At 70.8% G+C, this 17,370-nt stretch carries 20 protein-coding genes; 17 read left to right on the forward strand and 3 right to left on the reverse strand.

Annotation, left to right across the window (positions count from 1 at the left end):
- The first annotated feature begins 159 nt into the window (after positions 1 to 159).
- The 4 genes from ABD743_RS26045 to ABD743_RS26060 are packed head-to-tail and all read left to right on the forward strand — an operon-like array spanning position 160 to position 3,639.
- The gene (locus ABD743_RS26045; RefSeq protein ID WP_344724843.1) at positions 160 to 1,053 is read left to right on the forward strand and encodes a branched-chain amino acid ABC transporter permease; all 894 of its coding nucleotides are present in this window, start codon (positions 160 to 162) and stop codon (positions 1,051 to 1,053) included.
- Positions 1,050 to 2,108 carry a branched-chain amino acid ABC transporter permease gene (locus ABD743_RS26050; protein WP_344724844.1) on the forward strand — a complete coding sequence of 353 codons (1,059 nt, stop codon included), beginning with the start codon at positions 1,050 to 1,052 and terminating at the stop codon, positions 2,106 to 2,108. Before ABD743_RS26045 ends, ABD743_RS26050 begins: the two co-directional genes overlap by 4 nt.
- Complete coding sequence (locus ABD743_RS26055) at positions 2,105 to 2,881, forward strand: ABC transporter ATP-binding protein (protein ID WP_344724845.1); 777 nt, start codon at positions 2,105 to 2,107, stop codon at positions 2,879 to 2,881. The genes ABD743_RS26050 and ABD743_RS26055 overlap by 4 nt, the downstream gene beginning before the upstream one ends.
- A complete protein-coding gene (locus ABD743_RS26060; protein ID WP_344724846.1) occupies positions 2,878 to 3,639 on the forward strand; it encodes an ABC transporter ATP-binding protein in 762 nt (253 codons plus the stop codon). Before ABD743_RS26055 ends, ABD743_RS26060 begins: the two co-directional genes overlap by 4 nt.
- On the opposite strand, the gene ABD743_RS26065 is transcribed toward ABD743_RS26060, so the two are convergent.
- Complete coding sequence (locus tag ABD743_RS26065) at positions 3,636 to 4,262, reverse strand: carboxymuconolactone decarboxylase family protein (protein WP_344724847.1); 627 nt, start codon at positions 4,260 to 4,262, stop codon at positions 3,636 to 3,638. The two genes, ABD743_RS26060 and ABD743_RS26065, sit on opposite strands and share 4 nt — an antisense overlap.
- 118 nt (positions 4,263 to 4,380) lie before the next feature.
- Here ABD743_RS26065 and ABD743_RS26070 point away from each other — a divergent pair, with 118 nt between their 5' ends.
- From ABD743_RS26070 to ABD743_RS26130, 13 genes are all read left to right on the forward strand, one after another.
- Entirely contained in the window at positions 4,381 to 4,899 is a 519-nt protein-coding gene (locus ABD743_RS26070) for a 2,4'-dihydroxyacetophenone dioxygenase family protein (RefSeq protein WP_344724848.1), read from the forward strand.
- A gap of 40 nt (positions 4,900 to 4,939) precedes the next feature.
- Entirely contained in the window at positions 4,940 to 5,746 is an 807-nt protein-coding gene (locus ABD743_RS26075; protein WP_344724849.1) for an SDR family NAD(P)-dependent oxidoreductase, read from the forward strand.
- Positions 5,747 to 5,857: 111 nt separating this feature from the next.
- Positions 5,858 to 6,823 carry a thiamine pyrophosphate-dependent dehydrogenase E1 component subunit alpha gene (locus tag ABD743_RS26080; RefSeq protein ID WP_344724850.1) on the forward strand — a complete coding sequence of 322 codons (966 nt, stop codon included), beginning with the start codon at positions 5,858 to 5,860 and terminating at the stop codon, positions 6,821 to 6,823.
- A complete protein-coding gene (locus tag ABD743_RS26085; protein WP_344724851.1) occupies positions 6,816 to 7,844 on the forward strand; it encodes an alpha-ketoacid dehydrogenase subunit beta in 1,029 nt (342 codons plus the stop codon). Before ABD743_RS26080 ends, ABD743_RS26085 begins: the two co-directional genes overlap by 8 nt.
- Before the next feature lie 93 nt (positions 7,845 to 7,937).
- Positions 7,938 to 8,816 carry a sugar phosphate isomerase/epimerase family protein gene (locus ABD743_RS26090; RefSeq protein WP_344724852.1) on the forward strand — a complete coding sequence of 293 codons (879 nt, stop codon included), beginning with the start codon at positions 7,938 to 7,940 and terminating at the stop codon, positions 8,814 to 8,816.
- A complete protein-coding gene (locus ABD743_RS26095) occupies positions 8,813 to 10,072 on the forward strand; it encodes an ABC transporter substrate-binding protein (protein ID WP_344724853.1) in 1,260 nt (419 codons plus the stop codon). The genes ABD743_RS26090 and ABD743_RS26095 overlap by 4 nt, the downstream gene beginning before the upstream one ends.
- Positions 10,073 to 10,105: 33 nt before the next feature.
- Complete coding sequence (locus ABD743_RS26100; protein WP_344724854.1) at positions 10,106 to 10,879, forward strand: SDR family oxidoreductase; 774 nt, start codon at positions 10,106 to 10,108, stop codon at positions 10,877 to 10,879.
- Entirely contained in the window at positions 10,879 to 11,910 is a 1,032-nt protein-coding gene (locus tag ABD743_RS26105; RefSeq protein ID WP_344724855.1) for a Gfo/Idh/MocA family protein, read from the forward strand. Before ABD743_RS26100 ends, ABD743_RS26105 begins: the two co-directional genes overlap by 1 nt.
- Entirely contained in the window at positions 11,907 to 12,227 is a 321-nt protein-coding gene (locus ABD743_RS26110) for a DUF4286 family protein (protein WP_344724856.1), read from the forward strand. Before ABD743_RS26105 ends, ABD743_RS26110 begins: the two co-directional genes overlap by 4 nt.
- A 1-nt stretch (position 12,228) precedes the next feature.
- Complete coding sequence (locus tag ABD743_RS26115) at positions 12,229 to 12,978, forward strand: alpha/beta fold hydrolase (RefSeq protein ID WP_344724857.1); 750 nt, start codon at positions 12,229 to 12,231, stop codon at positions 12,976 to 12,978.
- 30 nt (positions 12,979 to 13,008) lie between these two features.
- Positions 13,009 to 13,914 (forward strand): amidohydrolase family protein, encoded by a 906-nt coding sequence (locus tag ABD743_RS26120; protein WP_344724858.1) that lies wholly within the window; start codon positions 13,009 to 13,011, stop codon positions 13,912 to 13,914.
- Positions 13,911 to 14,717 carry an SDR family NAD(P)-dependent oxidoreductase gene (locus tag ABD743_RS26125; protein WP_344724859.1) on the forward strand — a complete coding sequence of 269 codons (807 nt, stop codon included), beginning with the start codon at positions 13,911 to 13,913 and terminating at the stop codon, positions 14,715 to 14,717. The genes ABD743_RS26120 and ABD743_RS26125 overlap by 4 nt, the downstream gene beginning before the upstream one ends.
- 67 nt (positions 14,718 to 14,784) lie before the next feature.
- Entirely contained in the window at positions 14,785 to 15,585 is an 801-nt protein-coding gene (locus tag ABD743_RS26130; RefSeq protein ID WP_344724860.1) for an IclR family transcriptional regulator, read from the forward strand.
- Positions 15,586 to 15,613: 28 nt separating this feature from the next.
- Here ABD743_RS26130 and ABD743_RS26135 read toward each other — a convergent pair whose 3' ends face one another.
- Complete coding sequence (locus ABD743_RS26135) at positions 15,614 to 16,855, reverse strand: L,D-transpeptidase (RefSeq protein ID WP_344724861.1); 1,242 nt, start codon at positions 16,853 to 16,855, stop codon at positions 15,614 to 15,616.
- Positions 16,856 to 17,162: 307 nt separating this feature from the next.
- Positions 17,163 to 17,369, reverse strand: coding sequence for a hypothetical protein (locus tag ABD743_RS26140; protein ID WP_344724862.1), 207 nt, complete (start codon positions 17,367 to 17,369; stop codon positions 17,163 to 17,165).
- Position 17,370: the final 1 nt, after the last annotated feature.

Raw genomic sequence — 17,370 nt, forward strand, 5'->3', positions numbered from 1 at the left:
GGATATTAATTGCTTGACGCTAAGCAAGCAAAGGGCTTGCAAGGTCTTGACGCCCACTCGGACGTGTGATTAGCGTCTTCATAACACATTCTTAGCGTTCATATTGTGAAATTCGCGTCCCGGTCTTCGATCCTCGGTCCAACGGTGGAGCGTGATCACGTGGTGACGACACTCGTGCAGACCCTGGTCAGCGGGATATTGGTGGGCGGGCTGTACGGGCTCTTCAGCAGCGGCCTCACCCTGATCTTCGGCATCACGCGGGTCATCAACTTCGCCCACGGCGATTTCGTGACGCTCGGCATGTTCGGGGCAGTGTTGCTCTTCACATGGCTCGGCCTGAGCCCGCTCCTGGGCATCGTGCCCGTGGCGATCGGGTCGCTGCTGCTCGGCGCGATCGTCCATCGGGTCATCGTCCGGCGGACGCTGTCGATCACCGGCATCAGCGCGGTCGATGCCCAGCACGGCCAGCTCGTGCTCACGCTGGCAGTGTCGATTCTGATCTCCAACGGGCTGCTCATGCTGTTCGGCCCGGCCCCACGCGCGGTGCAGGGCGTGCTGCCCGGCGTCTACGACGTGTTCGGGGTGTTCATCGCGCAGGCGCGGCTGGTGTCGTTCCTGATCGCGCTGCTGGTGTTCCTGATCCTCTACTACGCCCTGCAGCGCACGCTGTACGGGAAGGCGATCCGGGCCACCGTCGACGACAGGGACATGGCGGCCATGGTCGGCATCGATCCGGACCGCGTGTACGCGGTGAGCTTCAGCGTCGGGATCATGCTCACCGGGGTGGCAGGCTGCGTGCTCGCCACCTACTACCCGGTCACCCCCACCACCGGCGGCAGCTTCCTGATCATCGCCTTCGTCACAGTCGTGATGGGCGGGCTCGGCAACGTGGTCGGCGCGTTCGTCGCCGGACTCCTGGTCGGGGTGATCCAGCAGGTCACCGCGATCTATGTGGCCGTCGACCTGCAGGACGTCGGACTGTTCCTCGCGTTCGTGCTCGTGCTGGTGTTCCGCCCACAGGGCATCCTCGCGGGACGGAGGGCCCACGCATGATCGGGCGCGACCGCCGGATCACACGCGCGGCGCGCTCCACCGGCGGCGTGAGCGTCGCCGTCCTCGTGCTCGTCGCGAGCCTGCCGCTCTGGTTCATCCAGACGTACTTCGTCCTCAGCGTCGCCACCCTGACGCTGATCTTCATGGCCGCCTCGCTGGGCTGGAACGTGATCAGCGGCTTCGGTGGCCAGATCTCCTTCGGCCACAGCATCTTCTTCGGCCTGGGTGCCTACTCCTCGGCGCTCCTGCAGGCCGAGTACGGCGGCAACGCCTACGTCGGGCTCGTGCTCGGCGTGGTGATCGCGGTCGTCGTCGCCCTGCTCCTCGGCGCGGTCACCCTGCGCCTGCGCGGCATCTACTTCTCACTCGCCACATTTGCCCTGACGCTGGTCTTCGCCATCCTGACCGGCCACTACGAGCAGTTCACCGGCGGCGAGGTCGGTCTCACCCTCCCGCTGCTCGGTGACGACCCGGGCTCGTTCGCCTTCTCGGACAAGCTCGTCTTCTACTACATCGCGCTGGTGCTGGCGGCGCTGGCGTTCGCCGGTGGGTGGCTGGTGCAACGCTCCCGGCTGGGCCTGCAGCTGCGGGCCGTCGCCGTCGACCAGGAGGCCGCCCAGGCCTGCGGCGTGCTGGCGTTCCGGGTGAAGCTCGCCGGGCTCGCCATCAGCGCCGTCCCGGGTGCGCTGGCCGGATCCGTGTACGTCCAGTACATCGGGTTCATCGACCCGGACAGCGCCTTCGGTGCCGCGCTGGCCACGCAGATCGCGGTGATCGCGTTCGTCGGCGGGGCCGGCAGGCTCTGGGGTCCGGTGATCGGGGCCGTGCTGCTCGTGCCGCTGCAGCAGTTGCTGAACTCGCAGCTGTCCGCGTACCCGGCGGGGTTCAACCTGGTGGTCTACGCGCTGGTCGTGCTCGTGATCCTGTGGGTGGAGCCCCGCGGGCTCATGTCACTGCGCCGCCGGGCGCGACAAGCGGGGATCGCCTCCCCGCCGCCGGCCGCCGCCCCCCGGCCCGCGGGAGCGGCCGCGACCCGCGAGGGGAGCGCCGGATGACCACACCCGCCGTTCCGGTGGCGCCGACCGGCGCACCGCTGCTGCAGGTCGACGAGCTGACCGTGCGCTTCGGCGGCCTGGTGGCCGTGAACGCCGTGAGCTTCTCGGTGGCCGAGGGTGAGCTCCTCGGGATCATCGGGCCCAACGGCGCAGGCAAGACCACGAGCTTCAACGCCGTGGCCGGAGCGGTGCGACCCACATCGGGCACGATCACGCTGGGGGAGACCGTCGTCAGCGGTCTGCCGCCTGAGCGGGTGGCCCGGCTCGGCATCGCCCGTACGTTCCAGGCGGTGCGGCTGTTCCGGGCGATGAGCGTGGCGGAGAACGTCACGCTGGCGGCGAGCACGGTCTGCCGGTCACTGACCGCGGCGGCTCGCCGGGCGGACGAGGTGGCGGAGCTGCTGTCCATGGGGTCGCTGATGAACGCCGAGGTCGGCGCCCTTCCCCTCGCCGACCAGAAGCGCGTGGAGATCGCCCGCGCGCTGGCGCTCCGGCCGCGGCTGCTGCTGCTCGACGAGATGATGAGCGGTCTCAACCAGGAGGAGACCCTCGACATCATCGGCGTCGTCCGGCAGCTGGGCGCGCAGGGCCTGACCATCATCGTCATCGAGCACGTGCTGAAGGTGATCATGGAGCTGAGCCACCGCGTCCTCGTGCTCGACCACGGGGCGCTGATCGCGCAGGGTGCGCCGCGGGAGGTCATGCGCGACCCGCAGGTGGTGGCGGCCTACCTGGGCCCGCAGGCGGCCCGGACGTTCGGAGAGCCGTCATGAGGGTCCCGTGGTCGGCGCGGGCCGGCCGATCGGCGTCGGCCGCGGCGGCCCCGCTGCGGGTGGACGGGCTCTCGGTCGCCTACGGCAACATCCGGGCGCTTGTCGACGTGTCCTTCGAGCTGCGGCCCGGCGAGTTCATGGGCGTGCTCGGCGCCAACGGCGCCGGTAAGTCGACGTTGCTGAAGGCGATCTCCGGTCTCGTCCGCCCGTCCGAGGGCGCGATCTCGCTCGGCGATACCTCGGTGCTCGGCCTCGCGCCGCACCGCATCGCAGCGGCGGGGATCGCCCACGTGCCGGAGCGCAGGCGGGTCTTCCCGTCGCTCACGGTGCGGGACAACCTCGCCCTCGGCGCCTACGCGACGCCGCCTGCGGTGTCGCGGGCCCAGCTCCTCGACGAGGTCTTCGACCTGTTCCCGAAGCTCGCGGAACGCGCGACGCAGCTGGCCGGCTCGCTGAGCGGCGGCGAGCAGCAGATGCTCGCGGTGGGCCGCGCCCTGATGTCGAAGCCGCGGCTGCTGATGCTCGACGAACCCTCGCTCGGACTCGCACCCGTGATCGTCGAGGAGATGTTCGAGCGGCTGGCCCGCATCCACCGCGAGCTCGACGTGTCGATCCTGCTCATCGAGCAGAACGCCACGCAGGCCCTCGAGGTGATCGAGCGGGCCATCGTGCTGACCACCGGGGCAGTCACTTTCCGCGGCTCCCGTGAGGAACTGCTGGAAAGTGACTACCTCAAGCGGGCCTACCTCGGTCTCTAGCCGGCGCTCTCCCGATGGCCGTTGCCCGATGCATCCCCAGCCGCCCGTCCGTCGGCGGAACTGCGGACGGGCGGCTGATCGGGGAGCGGGAAGGCCTCGAGATAGCGCTCGTAGTCGGGCTCGACGTCGATCTGCAGGGTGCCGAGGATGCGGATCACCGCGTTGTAGAACGAGATGATGATGACCAGGTCGACCAGCCGGGGCCGGCCGAGGTGCTCCTCGAGCGTCGCCCAGGTGTCGTCGGCCATCCGGCCGTCCGTGGTGATCTGCCTGGCCGCGGTGAGCACGGCCGTCTCCACCGAGCCGAGTCCGTGCTCCCGCCCGGCGGTGGACGCGAGGACGGCGGTGATGTCGTCGTCGGACACGCCGAAGTCGTAGCCGATCTTCACGTGGTGGCTGAACTCGTACGGGCTGGCCGTGAGGTGCCCGACCTGCAGGATCGCGAGCTCGCGCAGCCGCGGGTCGAGCTCGCAGCCGTGGCGGATCCACTGCCCCAGCACGGAGAAGTGGCGCAGCCCGTCGGGGGAGTTGGCGAGGGCGCGGAAGAGGTTGATCGGGCGGGCCAGGAGCGGCCGGTCGGCCTCGGACAGGTCGGATTCGGAGAGGTAGGGAACGAGAGCCATCGGTTTGAACTCCATCGTTCGTGGCGTCGTCTGGGTCGTTGACGCGGTGCCGCCCACATGGTTACCGTTCTTCACGTAGTGATGCAAGGGTTCATAATTTGAAACCCGAGGTAACGCGATGAGCACTGACGCCCTCGCTCCGTTCCGCGGACGGCAGCCGTTCGCCATGGTTTCCGACCTGGTCGTACCGGGTGCCCTCGATCTGGACGCGGACGATCGGCTCTGGGTGCCGCAGGCGCCCGACGTCGCGTTCCGCCCTCTGCTGCTCTCGCCGTCGCAGGGCTACTTCGTGAACCTTCTCAGGGTGCGTCGCAGCGGGGTGCTCTCGCGACACCGCCACGCCGGTCCGGTCCACTCGTTCACGCTGCGCGGGCGCTGGCACTACCTGGAGCACGACTGGGAGGCGACCGAGGGCGGCTACGCCTTCGAGCCGCCGGGGGAGACCCACACGCTGGTCGTGCCGGACGGCGTCGCGGAGATGATCACGCTCTTCCACGTCACGGGCAGCTACGTCTACGTCGACCCCGACGGCAGGGCCACGGGGTACGAGGACGTTTTCACCAAGATCGAGAACGCACGGCGGCACTACGCGGAGATCGGACTCGGGGCGGAGCGGGTCGAGGAGTTCCTCCGCTAGTCAGGAGTCCGGCGATACGCGCGACGAAGGGGTCGACGACATGGGACAACGCGTGGCGGGCAAGGTGGCGGTCGTGGTCGGCGCCGGCCAGACGCCCGGACAGACAGCGGGCAACGGCCGGGCCACGGCCGTGCTGCTCGCTCGGGAGGGCGCCGTGGTGCTCGCGGCCGACCGCGACCTCTCAGCCGCCGAGGACACGGTCGCGGAGATCGAGGCCGAGGGCGGCAAGGCACTCGCGGTGCGGGCCGACGTCACCGACGAGGACGCCGTGGCGGCGATGGTCGCCACGTGCGTCGAGCGCTTCGGCCGGATCGACATCCTGCACAACAACGTGGGCGTGAGCATCGCGGGCGGCGACGCCCCGATCACCGAGATCGAAGCCGACGCGTTCGCCCGCATCATGGCGATCAACCTCCAGGGCATGGTGCTCACCTGCAAGCACACCATCCCCGTGATGCGCGAGCAGGGCGGCGGGGTGATCACGAACATCTCGTCGATCGCGGCGAACATCAACTACCCGTACGTCGCCTACCGCACCTCCAAGGCGGGCGTCGTCACGATGACCGAGCACATCGCGATCACGAACGCGGCCCACGGCATCCGCGCCAACGTGATCCTGCCCGGCCTCATGGACACCCCGATGGCGATCGAGAACCGCGTGGGGCGCGGCGGCGCCACGCGCGAGCAGGTGATCGCCGAGCGCAACAAGCATGTGCCGCTGCGCAACAAGATGGGCACGGCGTGGGACGTCGCCCATGCCGCGCTCTTCCTCGCCTCGGACGAGGCCGCGTTCATCACCGGTGTGGCTCTCGCCGTCGACGGCGGCCAGAGCCTCGCTGTCGGCTGACGTTCCCACTGCCCCGACGAATCTGCACCGCCTCCCCGCACCGACCCCGATCGGAGTCACACCGATGACACACGTCCGCGCACACGCGCCCCTGACCAGGGAGCCGGGCCCGTGAGCGCCCCGGCCGCGCCGACCGAGCAGCTTCTGGCCGACCTGCACCAGGTCTGGCGGATGCGGGCGTTCGAGGAGAAGGTCCGCGATCTGCGGCTCGCGGGCGACGCCGTCGGCTCGATCCACCTGGGCATCGGCCAGGAGGCCATCGCGGTCGGCGCGGCGGGGCTGATCGGCCCCGACGACGCCGTCTTCGCGACCTACCGCGGGCACTGCTGGGCCATGGCCTGCGGCGCCGCGCCCGCTGCCCTGTTCGGCGAGGTACTGGGCCGGGCCACCGGCACCAACGGGGGCCGAGGCGGATCAGCGCACCTCAGCGACCCCGCCCACCGCTTCTTCGGCGAGAACAGCATCGTCGGGGCCGGGGCGCCGATCGCGGTGGGAGCGGCGCTGGCCGGCCGGTTCGACGGCTCCGGGCGCGTGGCCATCACGGTGTTCGGCGACGGCGCGATGAACCAGGGCGCGGTGCACGAGGCGATGAACTTCGCGGCCGCCATGAACCTGCCCGTCGTGTTCGTCTGCGAGAACAACACGTGGTCGGAGCTGACCCCCATCGACGAGATGGTGCGCGACGCGGTCCTCTACCGGCGCGCCGCGGCCTACGGCATCCCCGGCGAGCGGATCGACGGGAACGATCCCGCGGTCGTGCGCGACCGGCTCGGTGATGCCGTCGAGCTGGCCCGGGAGGGCGGCGGGCCGACGCTGGTGGAGGCGATGACCGCGCGGCTGGTCGGCCACTACATCGGTGATGCCGAGCAGTACCGCAGGCCCGGCGAGCTCGATGAGGCCCGCAGGCGGGAGCCCGTCGCCAAGCTGAGCGGGCAGCTGCGGGCCGCCGGCGTGGACGAGACCGTGATCGAGGGCGCGGAGCGCGACGCCCGCGCGGAGATGGAGCGGGCGGCGGCCGAGGCGCTCGCCGCACCGCTCGCCGACCCCGCGACCGCGAAGGACCACCTCTATGTCTGAGATCTCTGCAACCGCGCTCCGCCCGTCGCAGGCGGACGGCACCGTCGCGAAGCTGACCTACGGTGAGGCCGTCAACGCGGCTCTGCGTCGCTGCCTCGAGGAGCTGCCGGAGACGCTGCTCTACGGCGAGGACATCGCCAAGCCGGGCGGTGTCTTCGGCGTCACCCGTGGGCTGCGCCGTGACTTCGGTGAGCGCGTCTTCGACACCCCGATCAGCGAGTCGGCGATCCTCGGCTCCGCCGTGGGCGCGGCCATGCTCGGCCGCCGTCCCATCGTCGAGATCATGTGGGCCGACTTCTCGCTGGTGGCCTTCGACCAGATCGTCAACCAGCTGGCCAACGTGCACTACGTCAGCCGCGGGGAGCTGCGGGCACCGGTCGTGGTGCGCACCCAGCAGGGCTCCGCCCCGGGGGCCTGCGCCCAGCACAGCCAGAGCCTGGAGGCGTTCTTCCTGCACGTTCCGGGCCTGCGGGTGTGCATGCCGTGGACCGCCCAGGACGCCTACGACCTGCTGGTCGCCGCCGTGTACTGCGACGACCCGACGATCGTGATCGAGAACCGCACGCTCTACAGCGCCGGGAAGCAGGAGGTGGTGCTCGGCGGACCCGTGCAACCGCCCGGTGGGTTGCGGGTGCGCCACGAGGGGTCCGACGCCACGCTCGTCACCTGGGGGGCGATCACGGCACGGGCCGTGGCGGCCGCGTCCACGCTCGCGGAGCAGGGGGTGTCGCTGGAGGTGCTCGAGCTGCCCTGGCTCAACCCGTTCCCCACGGAGGACGTGATCGAGCGGGTCCGGAGCACCGGCCGGCTCGCGGTGCTGCACGAGGCCAACGTGACCGGCGGATTCGGGGCCGAGGTGGTGGCGCGCGTCGCGGGATCCGGGGTGGCGCTGCGCAGCCCGGCGCTGCGCCTGGGACTGCCCGACACACGGGTCCCGGCCGCGCCCAGCCTGGTGGCGGGCCTCCTCCCCGACAGCGACGGGATCGCGGCGTCGATCCAGGGCTGGCTCGCCGCCGGCTGAGAACCTCCGCCGCCCGCCGAGGCGGCGCACTGCAAGGACCCAGCGGGGCAACGCTCGAAGAAGGGACCACCGGCCGTGCACATCGTGTTGGGCGTGGACACGCTCTCGTACCACTGCCGCCTCGCCACCGGCGAGATCCGCCTGGAGGACGTGCTCCGCGAGGTCGCGGATCTGGGCGCGGCGTTCGTGCAGTTCAACGCCGTGCACGTCGCCGACCGGCCCGCGGCCGGGCTGGCGGCGCTACGCGGACTCGCCGATGACCTCGGCCTGGAGATCACGCTCTCCGGAGACGTGGTCGGCCGTGCGGGAAACGGCGACAGCGTCGACTCCGGCGTCGAGCGCATCCGGCGCTGGACGGAGCTGGCCGAGGCGATCGGGAGCCCGTTCGCCCGTGTCTCCTCCGGCTTCTACCGCAACGAACTCATGGGCACGCCGGATCGCATCGTCGCGGAGCAGCGCTATGTCACCGACGTGCTGCGGCGGGCCGTCGACGAGGTGCCCGGTGACGTGCAGATCCTGCTCGAGAACCACTCCGACTTCACGGCCGAGGAGTACGTGGAGATCATCGACGGGGTCGGGAGCGACCGCGTGGCCGTCTTCCTCGACCTCATCAACCCGATCTCCTCGTTGCAGGACCCGCTCACCGTGATCAGCAGGCTCGCCCCGCTCGCGCCCGCCGGGCACGCCAAGGACTTCCGCATCGAGTCGCGCTACGTCGAGGACCGGTTCCACCGCCGCGGGTTCGACGTGCAGTGGTGCTACCCCGGTGAGGGCGTCGCCGACCTGACCTCCCTGATGGGCGTGCTCGTGGCCCAGGACGAGCGCGCCGAGCCGTACCGGCTCTCCGTGGAGGGCCTCGACAACTACCCCGGCGTCGCCGACCAGCGGGAACGGCTGGGGGCCTCGCTGCAGTTCCTGAGCTCGTTCCTGGTGGGCGCGCCCCCGGCGCAGCCCGCGGGTGCTGCCCGGTGAGACTCCGGCTGCCGGGTGCGGTCGTGGCCGCGATCCTGCTCGCCGCCGCCACGGCGTGCAGCGGCGGGATCGCGTTCCAGGACCGGTCCAGCGGCGCGGTGGACTGCGACGCCGGCGTGAAGATCGGCGCGCCCTACCCACTCAGCGGCGTGTGGGCGGAGAACGGCCAGAACTCGCTCAACGGCATGCTGCTCGCCGCGGACGAGATCAACGCGGCGGGCGGGATCCGGGCGCTGCACGGCGCGAAGATCAGCATCGTCAGCGGCGACACCAGCTCCGACAACCCCGGCCAGGCCAAGACCGTCACCGAGAACATGCTGCAGGGCAACGACATGTCGGCCGTGGTCGGCTCCTACCTGAGCAGCATGACGCTCACGACGGTGATCGCCACCGAGACCCGGAAGGTCCCCCTGCTGACGCAGTCGTTCGTCGACGAGCTGACGCAGAAGGGCTACCACTACCTGTTCCAGATCCCGCCGAAGGCATCGGCGTTCGGCACGGAGACGATGAAGGCCGTGGCCGGCGTGTTCGCCGAGCAGAGCCGCAGCCTGCGGACGGTCGCCGTGGCGGGCAGCGACGACGCCTCCACCAAGGCGCAGAGCGCCGGGATCGTGGCCGGGTCGCAGGCGCAGGGCCTCGACGTGCGCGAGCAGGTGACGTTCCCGAACGGGCTCTCCGACGCCACGGCGGTGGTGAGTAGGCTCGCCGACGCACGCACCGACGTGATCGTGCTCGGTGGCAACGTCTCCGACCTGTCGCTCATCATCCGGGGTCTGCGCTCCCGCGGTGTCACGACGCCGATCGCCACGTCGGGTGGAGGGGGTGCGCTCACCCCGCAGTTCTCCGCGGCCCTGGGCCCTGCCGCCGACGGCATCATGGCGTCGGCGGCCTGGAACGCCGACTTGAAACTCCCCGGCGTGCCCGAGGTGGCCGCGGCCTACCAGCAGAAGTACGGCGTGTTCATGCCGCAGGAGGCCGGCGAGTCGTGGGCGGCGGTCCACGCGCTCGCGCAGCTGATGGAGTCGGGCGCCACCTGTGACCCGGCGCTGATCCGCCAGGCGCTGGTCACCACCGACTTCACCGAGGGCCCTGCATCGGCGGTGCCGCCGGGCAAGGTCGGGTTCGACGGGACCGGGGCGAACAAGTACATCGTGCCGATCCTCGTCCAGTGGCAGGGCGGCGCGCTGCGCACCGTCTACCCGCCCGACGCCGCCGCGGTGGCGGCGCTGCCGCTCGGTGGCGGACAGGGCACCTGACCGCAGGTTCGGACATTCGAGGAAAGGCACGCGATGGATCTGGAACTCGCCGGGAGCCGCGCGCTCGTGACGGCCGCGAGCCAGGGGCTCGGCCGGGCCTGCGCAGCGGCGCTGGCCGGTGAGGGGGCGCGGGTCGTGATCTCCTCCCGCGACCGCGGCAAGCTCGAGGCCACCGCGGCCGAGATCGGTGCGGCCGGCAGCGTCGCCGCCGACCTCGGCTCGGCCGCCGACATCGGCCCGCTCGTGGAGCAGACCGTCGAGCTCCTCGGCGGGCTCGACCTACTGGTGGTCAACTGCGGGCCGCCGCCCGCCGGGCGGTTCGCCGACCTGGACGACGCCGCCTGGGACGCGGCGCACGAGGGCGTGCTGATGAGCGCCGTCCGGCTCATCCGCGCCGCGCAACCACACCTGCGGTCCTCCGGGCGGGGCCGGATCGTCAACCTCACCGGGTACGGCACCAAGGAACCCATCAGCGAGCTGGTGATCTCCGAGGCCAACCGCGCAGGCGTCACCGTGCTCGCGAAGGTGCTGGCCGACGAGCTCGCCCCGGCGGGCGTCACGGTCAACAACATCGCACCGGGGCCGATCCTCACCGACCGGCTGCGCGAGGTGCAGGGCAAGGCGGCCGCGAGCGCCGGGGTCGACCTCGACGAGCAGCTGCGGCGTTACGCCGAGCGGATCCCGGTACGCCGCGTCGGCAGACCCGAGGACATCGCCGACCTGTGCGCCTTCCTGTGTTCGCCGCGGGCGGGGTTCGTCACCGGGCAGACGATCGTCGTCGACGGCGGAATCAACCGGTCCATCTGATGACCCCGTCCCCGCAGCCCCTGCGCGTGGCCGTCGTCGGTGCGTCGCACTGGCACCTCGACCTGTACCTCCCGACCCTGCTGGAGCTGTCCGACGTCGAGCTGGCCGGTGTGAGCGACCGGGACGAGAGCGTGGCCAAGAGCCTGGGTGAGCGGCTGGGCTGCGCGTGGTCGGTCTCCGACGAGCAGCTCTACGACGACGTCCGGCCCGACTTCGTGCTGGCACTGGGCTCGCACACGGAGATGGTGGGGGAGGCCGAGCACCTGCTGGACCGCGGCATCCCGTTCGCCATGGAGAAGCCGTGCGGCACCGACGCGGAGCAGGTGCGCTGCCTGGCCCGTCGAGCCGAGGCCGAGGGTGCGTTCGCGGCGGTGCCCTTCGTGTGGCGGCAGAGCGAGCTGCTCAGCGTGATGCGCGAGCGGTTCGCCGACGACGAGATCGACTATCTGTCGTTCCGCTGGATCGCGGGCACGCCCCAGCGGTACCTCGACTCCGGCTGCGGGTGGATGCTCGACCCCGCACAGTCCGGCGGAGGGTGCACGATCAACCTCTCCGTGCACATGTTCGATCTCGCACGGGTGCTCTTCGGTCCCGGGGTCGAGGTGGCAGGCGCTGTCATGTCGAACGCCGCCCACGGGCTGCCGATCGAGGACCACTCACTCGTGAGTCTGCGCAGCGGTGCGCGCACGTTCCACGTCGAGACCGGCTATCTGCTGCCCGGCCCGCACTCGACGTTCGACATGCGGTTCAGCATCGTTGCGCGCGACCACTACCTCATCGCCACCGGGCCGGAGGACGTCGAGGTCCTCCGCGCCGACGGTGCCCGTGAGCACGTGCGGGCACACACCACCAACGTTCCGCACTACCCGGTTTTCGTCCGGGACGTCCTGCGCCGGGTCAGGGAAGGTGAGCCGCCGCTGGCGTCGCTCACCGACATGGCCGCGGTCATGGACCTCGTGCAGGACGCGTACACCCTGGCCGGCCCCCTGCCGGCCGGGATCGGGAACTCCGCAGAGGAAGGCTCACCATGAGCGATCGGGGCACCGGCCTGCTGCTCGTCATGATCGACATCGATCCGGCGTACGAGGAGGACTTCAACCGCTGGTACGACGAGGAGCACGTCCCGGAGCGGCTCGGGTGCCCGGGCTTCCTGTCGGCACGGCGGTTCGTCAGCGTCGAGGGCGAGCCGAAGTACCTCGCGCTCTACGAGCTGGAAGACCCGGAGGTGCTCGAGACCGACGCCTACAAGGCGATGCAGCCGCCCACCGAGTGGACGAAGCGCGTGACCCCCCATTGGACCTCCTACGTGCGCAACGTCTATCGCGAGATCCCGACCAGGGCGTCCTGACATGGCCAGGCACTCCGACGGCAGCTCGCTGCTGTTCCTGCACCCGGTCGGTCTCGACCGCCGTTGCATCGAGTGGCTGGACCTGCCCCCGGTACGCGCCGTGACGATGCCCGGCCACGGTGAGCGGGAGCGGGCCCGCCTCGGCCTCACCCTCGCCGACATGGCCGACGAGATCGTGGGCCACAGCACCGGGCCGCTCGACGTGGTGGGCGCGTCACTGGGCGGCATGGTCGCGATGCACCTGGCACTCGCACATCCGGACCGCGTGCGCTCCCTCGTGCTCGCCTGCACCACCCCGCGTGGCGACTCGGCCGTCATGAACGACCGGGCCGACGCCACCGAGGACAAGGGATCGGCGGGAATGCTCGAGGACACGCTGACCCGGTGGTTCACCCCGGCTGCGCTAGAGGCCGACCGGGACACCCCGTACATGGCGTACGCGCGGGAGCGGCTGCTCGCGATGGACCCGGGGGCGTTGGCCGACACCTGGCGCGCGATCGGCACGCACGACGTGCTGGAGCGGCTGGGCGAGATCCGCGTGCCCACCACGTGCATCGCGGGGATGCGCGACCTGTCGACCCCGATCGACGTCATGAGGGATCTGGCCGCGCGGGTGCCCGATGCGCGGCTGGTGGAGATGGACGCCCCGCACATGGCCTTCCTCGAACGGCCGCGGGAGTTCTCCGTGGCAGTACTGGAACACCTGGCGTGGGCCGGGGAGCACACACCCACCGAGGGAGCACTGCGCTGATGGGAGCACTGCGCTGATGGGAAGGTTGCGATGATCATCGATCTGCACCGCCACCTGTGGTCGATCTTCGAGCGGTACGCAGCGGTGCGGGAGATCGCCGCACGCGGGGGCGTCGCCGGGGTGCACCGGCACGCCGAGGCGCCCGTGCAGGACGTCGGCGCGCGGGCGGGTGAGATCCGTGCCGAGATGGAGAAGGCCGGGGTCGACCGCTCGTGCCTGCTGCTCGGTGACTACGGGCTGCGCCTCGGGGAAGGCGACCGGTCGATCGAGGAGGAGAACCGGCTCGCCACCGACCTCGCCCGGGAGGACCCGGAGCACTTCATCGCCTTCTTCGGGATCGACCCGCGCCGTCCGGGGGCGGTCGACATGTTCCGCGACGCGCTCGACGCCGGGGCCCGCGGGCTGAAGCTGCATCCCTGCTCCGGGTTCTCTCCCGCCGACCCGGTGTGCCATCCGCTCTACGCGCTGGCAGGCGAGCGGGGCGTGCCGGTGGCGGTGCACACGGGGCCGATGGCCGCGCCGCTGATCAGCACGTATGCGAGCCCGCTGCACCTCGACGAGCCGGCCGCGGACTTCCCGGACACGAACTTCGTGATCCTGCACGCCGGCCAGCGCGCGTGGTTCCCGCTGGCGCTCGACATGGCCCGCTGGAAGCCGAACCTGTACCTCGAACTCTCGCTGTGGCAGAGCCTGCTCATCGAGGACGAGGGCCGCTTCGTGTCGCATCTGGCCGAGATCAAGAACGGCATCGGGCTGGGCCGTGTGGTGTTCGGCAGCGACTGCCCGGGCGTATCGGCGGTGATGCCGCTGCACACCTGGGTGGAGACCTTCCGGGACCTTCCCGAGATTGCGGGCCGACACGGAGTCGAGATCACGACGGACGAGGTGGAGCAGATGCTCGGCGGCACGGCGGCAACCCTGATGGGGCTGTCATGACGGGCCCGGTCGACGGAGCGCCTGCGCAGCGGCGCCTGGAGGGCAAGGTCGCTGTCGTGACGGGCGGCGGTTCCCGTGCCGAGGGAATCGGTACGGGCCGGGCCGCGGCGATCCTGTTCGCTCGCCACGGCGCCCGCGTTCTCGTCGTCGACCGCGACGAGGCCGCGGCGAACAACACCGTGGACATGATCGCCGCGGAGGGCGGCGAGGCCGTCGCCGTCGCCGCAGATCTCACGGTGGAGGACGACTGCACCGCGATGGCGGCCGCGGCCGTCGGGCGCTGGGGGCGCATCGACGTCCTCGACAACAACGTCGGGATCGAGGGCCCCGGCACGATCCTCGACGCCACGTCGGAGGACTGGGACCGGGTCATGGCCGTCAACGTGCGGACGATCGTCCAGGCGAGCCGCGCGGTGGTGCCGGTGATGGCGACGGGGGGCGGGGGTTCCATCGTGAACCTGTCGTCGATCTCGGCGCTGCGCCCGCGCGGGCTCACGCCCTACACCGCCGCGAAGGGCGCGGTCATCGCTCTGACCAGGGCGATGGCGATCGACCACGCCGCCGCCGGGATCCGCGTGAACTGCATCGCGCCGGGACCGCTCTACACGCCGATGGTCTACGCAGCCGGGATGGCCGACGAGGTGCGCGAACGCAGGCGTGCCGCCTCGCCGCTAGGCGTCGAGGGCACTGGATGGGACGTCGGATACGCGGCGTTGTTCCTCGTGTCGGACGAGGCCCGCTACATCACGGGCACGGTCCTGCCCGTGGACGGAGGCGTCTCGATCCGCAGCCCGGACAGGTGAACGCGCCGTCCCCGAGCGGACACGCGAAGATGGAGCCGAAACGGTCGCATCGGACGTGAGGGATGACATGACCGACGAGATGAGAACGGGCACCCGGATCCGGTCGGTGTCCCGGGCCGCGCACCTGCTCATGCTCATCGCCTCACTGCCGGAGCAGGACCGGTCGGTCAACCGTCTGGCCAAGGAGCTCGGCACGTCGGTGCCGACGGTGTACCACCTGCTCAACACGCTGGTCGACGCGAAGCTGCTGGCCCGCGACGAGCGCAAGCAGTACCGCTTCGGCTTCGCGATGGAGGTGCTGTCGGCCGCGTACGCGCAGCAGACCGTCCCGCCTCCCGAGCTGCTGGCACCGCTGCGGTGGATCACCGACGCCACAGGCGAGAGCGCCTACCTCAGCGCGTGGCGGAGTGGGAACCCCGTGGTGCTCGCGCACCTGGCCGGGACGCACGCGGTGCAGGTCACCGACCTGCGGCCCGGTTATCGCGGAGCGGCCAACGCGCGGGCCTCGGGGAAGGTGCTGCTCGCCTTCGCCGAGCCCGCCGACCGCGAGCGCTACCTCGCCATGCACCCGCTGGAGAGCATGACGCCGAAGACGATCACCGATCCGGCCGTCCTCGATCGGGAGTTGGCACGGGTGGCGAAGAACGGCTACGCCACCGACATCGAGGAGTTCTCGGTGGGGGTCGCCTGCATCGCGGTACCGATCTGGAGCAACGGGATCGTGATGGGGTGCTACACGATCTCGGCGCCCGTGCAGCGCTACCGGCAGCACAAGGCGCGCTACCTGGCGAGCCTGCGGGAGGCGGTGCAGATGCTCGGCGATCAGCCGGCGACGCAGACGCAGGACGGCATGGGCGACCCCGCCTGAGGGGGGATCTCCGAGGGGCGAATCGGCCTCAGCGGGGAAGCTGGATGGAGGCCTCGCCGTCCATACGCGCGAGCTGGTTTTCCGAACCGTGCAGCGCCGACATCGTTCGCCACTCATCCCACGGAATCGTCCAGTCGTAGAAGTCGCCGTCTGCAGCGGAAAGTTGGATGCGGCTTCCGGTGACCTCGACCGGATCCCCGTAGAGAACCGAGTTGAAGTAGGCGCGTGCGTTCGCGGTGGAGAGGTTCACGCAGCCGTGGGTGACGTTCTGCCTGCCCTGCGCGTAGCCCGAAGCGGGGTTGGCGTGGATGAACTCGCCGTTGTTGGAGATCCGGACTGCCCAGTGCATGGGCACGTTCTCGTAGTCGTACGCCCGGTTGGTCATCAGTTCGGTGCGGGACTTGCCCATCACGACGTGGACGCCGCCTCGCGTGACCCGCCTCGGGTCGGATTCGAGCCCGAAGCTGGCGGGCACGTTGGACACCTCTTTGCCGTCCCTGATGACGACCATCCGGTGCCGCTTGACGTCGGCGCGCACGATCTGGGAGCGGCCGATGCTGAACTCGCTGGTGAGATCGGCGGCGCCGAACTCGGTATCGCCGAGGTCGAGCCCGTAGAGCCGGGCCTCGACGTGGACCTTCGTGCCGGGCGGCCAGTACTCGGCCGGTCGCCAGTGGATCCGCGAGTTGCGGGCGGTATCGGGCAGCCACGCCCAGGAGCCCACGACGGGCACGGACGTGCGCACCGAGAGGAGCCGTTCGACCGCGGCGCGGTCGGCCTCGGCGACGAGGCCGCTGAAGCGGATGTCGATCGGGGCGGCGATACCGACCACCGCGCCGTCGCCGATGCTCGTGGATGCGCGGAGCAGCCTGCTCGGGTCGACCACGGAGAAACCGCCGGTGACCGGAACGGAGCCGCCCTCGCCGGTGGCGCTGCCCGCGAAGCGGTAGGTGGTGCCGAACGCGAGGGCCGTCGACGCGGTCCAGGTCCGGCCGTCCGGCGACAGGGTTCCCGGGATCGAGGTGCCGTCCTCGGCGGTGAGGGCGACGTCGGTGAGCGCACCACCCGTCGCCTCCACGCTGATCGGTGCGAGCGGGGCCACGTCGGTGGCACCGTCGGCCGGGACGAGCCGGACGTGCGGCGCGGCCACAGCGACGGCGCCCGGGCCGACCGCACCGCTGGCGGCCGCCCCGGCGGCGAGGAGCAGCACGACGGCCGCGCCGAGCACCGCTACCGGCGTTCGGCGTCGCGCGCGATCCGATTCGGGCATGACCGTTGCTCCCCGCAGCCGATTTCCCCTTGAATCATCAGAGCAATTGCCCGAGTTCAGGTCAATGACGCCACGGTTCCCGAAAGCGTTCGGTCCTCAACCATTACCCGGACCGGTGAATATCGGCGTGGCGCGACGACGAAAATGAGCGGAACACAGAAATGACGCCAAGGTCGGCCCGGCTGCGGAGGTGACGACGGAGCATCCTGTGACCTGTGCGGACCAACGCGCTCGCGGAGCGTGTCCGCGGGAGCCTCGTCGAGGGGTCGGCATGGCACCGGTGCGGCCCACTACCGCGCAGGCCGCATCAGGCGGGGCGCACCCGTTCGGCGAAGTCGTCGTGGGTCATCCGCGTCAGGCTCTCCACCTCGAGAGCGTCGAGATGGACCTGACGGCCGGTCTCGAGGTCACGCACGAGCAGGCGGGGCCCGTTGGCGGTCTCGTCGAGCATGACCTCCACGGTGGCGAACTCGTTGCGCAGCACCAGGCGGGTCGGGGGAGCGTTGGTGCTCATC

Source organism: Pseudonocardia yunnanensis (genome assembly GCF_039534065.1).
Lineage (GTDB): Bacteria > Actinomycetota > Actinomycetes > Mycobacteriales > Pseudonocardiaceae > Pseudonocardia > Pseudonocardia yunnanensis.